This is a genomic window from Streptomyces sp. URMC 126, from assembly GCF_051386555.1.
Lineage (GTDB): Bacteria > Actinomycetota > Actinomycetes > Streptomycetales > Streptomycetaceae > Streptomyces.
Genome location: NZ_JBPQTX010000425.1, coordinates 1 through 5,060, shown reverse-complemented (window position 1 = coordinate 5,060; position 5,060 = coordinate 1). Strand labels below are relative to the sequence as shown.

Genomic DNA, 5,060 nt, shown 5'->3' with positions numbered 1-5,060 from the left:
GACCGGACGACGGCCGCCGCCCCCGCCTCCCCCGCCGCCTTGCGCCCCCGGCGCGCCTGCCGGGCGGCCGGTACGACGAGGGGCGTCCCGGTCTGCGGATCGTCGATGATCTCGCAGCTCAGCCCGAAGACCCGCTCCACCAGCTCCGCCGTGACGATGTCGTTCGGCGCGCCCTCGGCGACGACCTTCCCGTCCCGCATGGCGATCAGGTGGGTGGCGTAACGGGCGGCGTGGTTGAGGTCGTGCAAGACGGCGACGAGCGTGCGGCCCTGCTCCTCGTGCAGCTCGGCGCAGAGGTCGAGGACCTCGATCTGGTGCTGGATGTCGAGGTACGTGGTCGGCTCGTCCAGCAGCAGCAGGGGCGTCCGCTGGGCGAGGGCCATGGCGATCCACACGCGCTGCCGCTGGCCGCCGGAGAGCTCGTCGACGTGCCGGTCGGCGAGCTCGGCGACCCGGGTGGCCTCCATCGACTCCTGGACGATCCGCTCGTCCTCCGCCGACCACTGGCGCAGCAGACCCTGGTGCGGGTACCGGCCGCGGGCGACGAGGTCGGCGACGGTGATGCCGTCGGGCGCCACGGACGACTGCGGCAGCAGCCCGAGCGTCCGCGCCACCTTCTTGGCCGGGTACGAGCCGATGGCCTGGCCGTCCAGGAGCACGGACCCGGTCGTCGGCTTGAGCATCCGGGAGAGCGCGCGCAGCAGCGTGGACTTGCCGCAGGCGTTGGGTCCGACGATGACGGTGAAGGAGTGGTCGGGGATCGCGACGGAGAGGTCTTCCGCGATGACCCGCCGGTCGTAGGCGAGGGTGACGGATTCGGCCTGCAGTCGGCTCATGGGGTGGTCTCCTTGTCCGTACGTGTTCGTGTGCGCCGTCGCGTGTCGCCTGTCGCGTGTCCGGTCCGGCCGCGGGCCCGCCGTCATCCCCGTCCTGCCCGGCGTTCCGCGTGGAGCAGCCACAGCAGGTAGCAGCCGCCGAGCATGCCGGTGACGACGCCGACGGGCAACCGGTCGGCGCCGAAGACGTGCTGCGAGGCCCAGTCGGCGGTGACGAGCAGGGCCGCGCCGGTGCAGGCGGCGGCGGTGAGGCAGGGGCCGGGGGAGCCGGTGAGGCGGCGGGCGACCTGCGGGGCGGAGAGGGCGACGAAGGCGATGGGCCCGGCGGCGGCCGTGGCGGCGGCGGTCAGCAGCACGGCCGCGGTCAGCGAGACCAGCCGCGTCCGCTCGACCCGCACCCCGAGCGCGTACGCCGTGTCGTCGCCCATCTCCAGCATGCGCAGGTCGCGGCCCTGGCCCAGGATGACGGGCACCAGCACGGCGCAGACGGCGAGCAGCGGCCAGACCTGGTCCCAGTCGCGCCCGTTGAGGGAGCCGACCATCCAGGTGGTGGCCCGTGTCGCGTCGTTGAGGTCCGCCTGCGTCAGCAGGTATCCGACCACCGACGTGAAGATGGCGGTCATGGCGATGCCGACGAGCACGAACCGCTGCCCGTGCACGCCCTTCTGCCAGGCGAGCAGGTAGATGGCCGCGCCGGAGAGCAGCCCGCCGGCCAGCGCGCCGCCGGCGACGGCGTCGGGGGTGCCCTGGAAGAGGACGATGACCGACAGCGCCCCCACGGTGGAGCCCTGCGCGATGCCGAGCACGTCCGGACTGCCCAGCGGATTGCGGGAGACGGACTGGAAGACCGCGCCGGCCAGCGCGAGGGCCGCGCCGACGAGCAGGGCGACGAGGACGCGGGGCAGCCGCAGGTCGTCGACGATGAACTCCTGCGCGGGCGTGCCGCCGCCGGTCAGCGTGCGGACGACCTCGGCGGGCGTCAGCGGGTAGTCGCCGGTGCCGATGAGGGCGACGGACGCGGCCAGCGCGGCCGCCGCCAGGAGCAGTACGGCGAGCACCGCGCGGGGCGCGACCCGTACGGACAGCCCACCGGGGGTGCGCAGGACGCGTACGGTCTTCGCCGGTCGGCCGGGAACGTCCCGGCGCCGGGCGCTCACAGCCCGGCCGTTCGACGGCGCCGGATGAGGCGGATGAACAGGGGGCCTCCGACGAGCGCGGTGACGATGCCGACCTGGAGCTCGGAGGGCCGGGCGACGACGCGGCCCAGGATGTCCGTTCCGAGCAGCAGGACGGGCGCGAGGAGCGCCGCGTAGGGCAGCACCCAGCGCAGGTCGGGCCCGGTGAAGGAGCGCACCATGTGGGGCACCATCAGCCCCACGAAGACGATGGGCCCGCAGGCGGCCGTCGCCGCGCCGCACAGCAGGGTGACGGCGGCCAGGCCGAGCACCCGGGTGACGGCCGGCCGGGTGCCGAGCGCCCGCGCCTGGTCGTCGCCGAGGGACATGGCGTTGAGCGGCCGGGCCAGCAGGAGGGCGAGGACGACGCCCGCGGCGATGAACGGCGCGACCTGCCCGACGAGCGTCGCGTTGGCGGACGCCAGCGAGCCGACCGTCCAGAACCGCATCCGGTCCAGCGCGGCCGAGTCCGTCAGTTCCACCGCGTACACATAGCCGTTGAGGACGGCGGTGACGGCGGTGCCCGCGAGGGCGAGCCGGACGGGGGTGGCGCTCCGGCTCCCGCCGAGCACGTGGACGACGACGGAGACGACGGCCGCGCCGAGGAACGCGAACCACACATAGCCGGTGAGCGAGGTGACGCCGAGGAAGCTGATGCCGGACACGACGGCCGCGGCGGCCCCCGCGCTGATGCCGAACAGCCCCGGGTCCGCGAGCGGGTTGCGGGTCAGCGCCTGCATGACGGTCCCGGCGAGCCCGAGCGCGGCCCCGGCCAGGATGCCGAGGAGGGTGCGCGGGACGCGCAGGTCCCGTACGACGACGTCCGTCTCGCTCCCGGTGTAGTGGAACAGTCCGTGCCAGACCTGGTCCGGGGGAACCTGCTTGGCGCCGACGGCGATCGACGCCACGACGACGGCCAGCAGGAGGCCGGCGGCGGCCGGCAGCCCCAGAGCGCGCGCGGCGTTGCGGCGGGGCGGTGCCTCGGGGGAGGTGCCCGGTGGTACGTGGGGGGAGTCGACGGCCAACACGTGGGTTAGGTTAGCCTACCCTCAACATCGCCCCTACCGAGAGAAGCACCACCCCATGAGCACGACCCGCACCACCGTACTGTCCCGACGTGGCCTCCTCTCGGCCGGTGGCGCCCTCGGACTGGGCGCCCTGCTCACCGCGTGCGGTGGCGGCTCCTCGGACTCCTCGTCGAAGGACGATTCCGGCAAGAGCGGCGGCCCCTGGACCTTCAAGGACGATCGCGGCACCACCGTGAAGGCGGGCAGCACCCCCAAGCGCATCGTCGCCTTCACCGGAACGGCCGCCGCCCTCCACGACTTCGGCGTCGAGTGCGTCGGCGTCTTCGGCCCGACCACGCTGAAGAACGGCAAGCCCGACCCGCAGGCCGGCGACCTCGACGTCGCCAAGGTGAAGATCCTGGGCAACACCTGGGGCGAGTTCAGCGTCGAGAAGTACGCGAGCCTCAACCCCGACCTGCTGGTCACCAACATGTTCGAGCCCGGCGCCCTCTGGTACGTGCCCGACGACAGCAAGGACAAGATCCTCGGCCTCGCCCCCAGCGTCGGCCTCACCTCCGCCCGCGTCTCCATGCTCAAGCCCATCGAGCGCTACGCCGAACTCGCCGCCTCCCTCGGCGCCGACCTCAAGGCGAAGAAGGTCACCGACGCCAAGGCCCGCTTCGAGAAGGCCGCCGAGACCCTGCGCCGGACCGCCAAGTCCCACCGGATCAAGGTCATGGCCGCCTCCGGCAGCGCCGACCTCTTCTACGTCTCCAACCCGGCCGTCAACGCCGACCTGATGTACTTCCGCGAGCTCGGCGTGGACTTCGTCGTCCCCCAGAAGCTCGACAAGGGCGGCTACTTCGAGAGCCTCAGCTGGGAGAACGCCAACAAGTACGAGGCCGACCTGATCCTCCTGGACAGCCGCACCTCCGCCCTCCAGCCCAAGGACCTGGCCGCCAAGCCCACCTGGGCCAAGCTCCCCGCCGTCGAGGCCGGCCAGGTCAGCCCCTGGCTCAGCGAGCCGCGCTTCTCCTACGCGGGCTGCGCCCCGCTCCTGGAATCCCTCACCGCGGCGATCGAGAAGGCCAAGAAGCTGTGACCGAACCCAAGCTCCCCTACCGCTTCTTCGACGTCCGCGTCCTGCGCACCGAGCGGATCGGCACGGCCCTCATCCGCGTCACGCTCGGCGGCGACGGCCTCGGCGACCTCGTCACCGACGGCCGCGACCAGCGCTTCAAGCTCTTCCTCCCGCAACCCGGCCAGGACGCGCCCCTCCTCCCGGAGCCCCTGGACGAGGGCTGGTACGCCCGCTGGCGCGCCCAGGACCCGGCGGAACGCGCCGTCATGCGCACCTACACGTTCCGCACCCTGCACCGCCTTCCCGACGGAACGACCGAGCTGGACGTCGACTTCGTCCAGCACGGCGACACCGCGCACAGCGGCCCCGCCTCCCTCTGGTCCCGCACGGCCCGCCCGGGCGACCGCGCGGCGATCCTGGCCCCCGTCGTGGAGAACAACGGCGGCGCGGACTACCAGCCGCCGGCCGGCACCGACTGGACCCTGATCACCGCCGACGAGTCCGCCCTCCCGGCGGTGGCCGGCATCCTCGCCTGGCTCCCGCCCGGCATGCCGGCCCACGTCTGGATCGAGGTCCCCCACCAGGACGACATCCAGCCCCTCCCGACGGCAGCGGACGCCCGCGTCACCTGGCTGATCCGCGACAAGGACACCCCGATCACCGACGCCGTCCGCACGGCCACCCTCCCCAAGGGCACCCCCTACGCCTGGATCGCCGGCGAGGCAGGCACCGTCCGCACCCTCCGCCGCCACCTGGTCAACGACCGAGGCATAGACCGCAAGGCGATCACGTTCACGGGCTACTGGCGCAGGGGCAAGACGGAGGAACAACTCCTGGACGAACTGGCCTGACGTATCCAGCCCGTCCGTCGCTTGAGAACAAGGCCAAGCCAACTCAGCCCGTCCGGCGTTTGAGGACAAACGGCGAAGCCGTTTCCCGGGGTCCGGGGCGGAGCCCCGGG

Annotated in this window: 5 protein-coding genes; 2 read left to right on the top strand and 3 right to left on the bottom strand. The window is 73.0% G+C overall.

What is annotated here, in order from left to right; all coding sequences use genetic code 11:
* The 3 genes from ACSNOK_RS30605 to ACSNOK_RS30595 form a co-directional block, all read right to left on the bottom strand.
* On the bottom strand, positions 1–836 hold an 836-nt coding region (locus tag ACSNOK_RS30605), incomplete at its 3' end, for an ABC transporter ATP-binding protein (protein ID WP_436784054.1).
* An 83-nt stretch (positions 837–919) separates the two neighbouring features.
* On the bottom strand, positions 920–1,993 hold the full coding sequence (locus ACSNOK_RS30600; protein ID WP_436784053.1) for a FecCD family ABC transporter permease: 1,074 nt from the start codon (positions 1,991–1,993) through the stop codon (positions 920–922).
* Positions 1,990–3,036 (bottom strand): FecCD family ABC transporter permease, encoded by a 1,047-nt coding sequence (locus ACSNOK_RS30595; RefSeq protein WP_436784055.1) that lies wholly within the window; start codon positions 3,034–3,036, stop codon positions 1,990–1,992. Before ACSNOK_RS30595 ends, ACSNOK_RS30600 begins: the two co-directional genes overlap by 4 nt.
* 58 nt (positions 3,037–3,094) lie before the next feature.
* On the opposite strand from ACSNOK_RS30595, the gene ACSNOK_RS30590 reads away from it, so the two are divergent.
* Both ACSNOK_RS30590 and ACSNOK_RS30585 read left to right on the top strand, forming a co-directional pair.
* Positions 3,095–4,120 carry an ABC transporter substrate-binding protein gene (locus ACSNOK_RS30590; RefSeq protein ID WP_436784052.1) on the top strand — a complete coding sequence of 342 codons (1,026 nt, stop codon included), beginning with the start codon at positions 3,095–3,097 and terminating at the stop codon, positions 4,118–4,120.
* On the top strand, positions 4,117–4,950 hold the full coding sequence (locus tag ACSNOK_RS30585) for a siderophore-interacting protein (protein WP_436784051.1): 834 nt from the start codon (positions 4,117–4,119) through the stop codon (positions 4,948–4,950). The genes ACSNOK_RS30590 and ACSNOK_RS30585 overlap by 4 nt, the downstream gene beginning before the upstream one ends.
* Positions 4,951–5,060 lie beyond the last annotated feature (110 nt).

Bases quoted from the DNA above. Each gene is read 5' to 3' on its own strand.
- ACSNOK_RS30590 (WP_436784052.1), top strand. From the start codon at position 3,095: ATGAGCACGACCCGCACCACCGTACTGTCCCGACGTGGCCTCCTCTCG.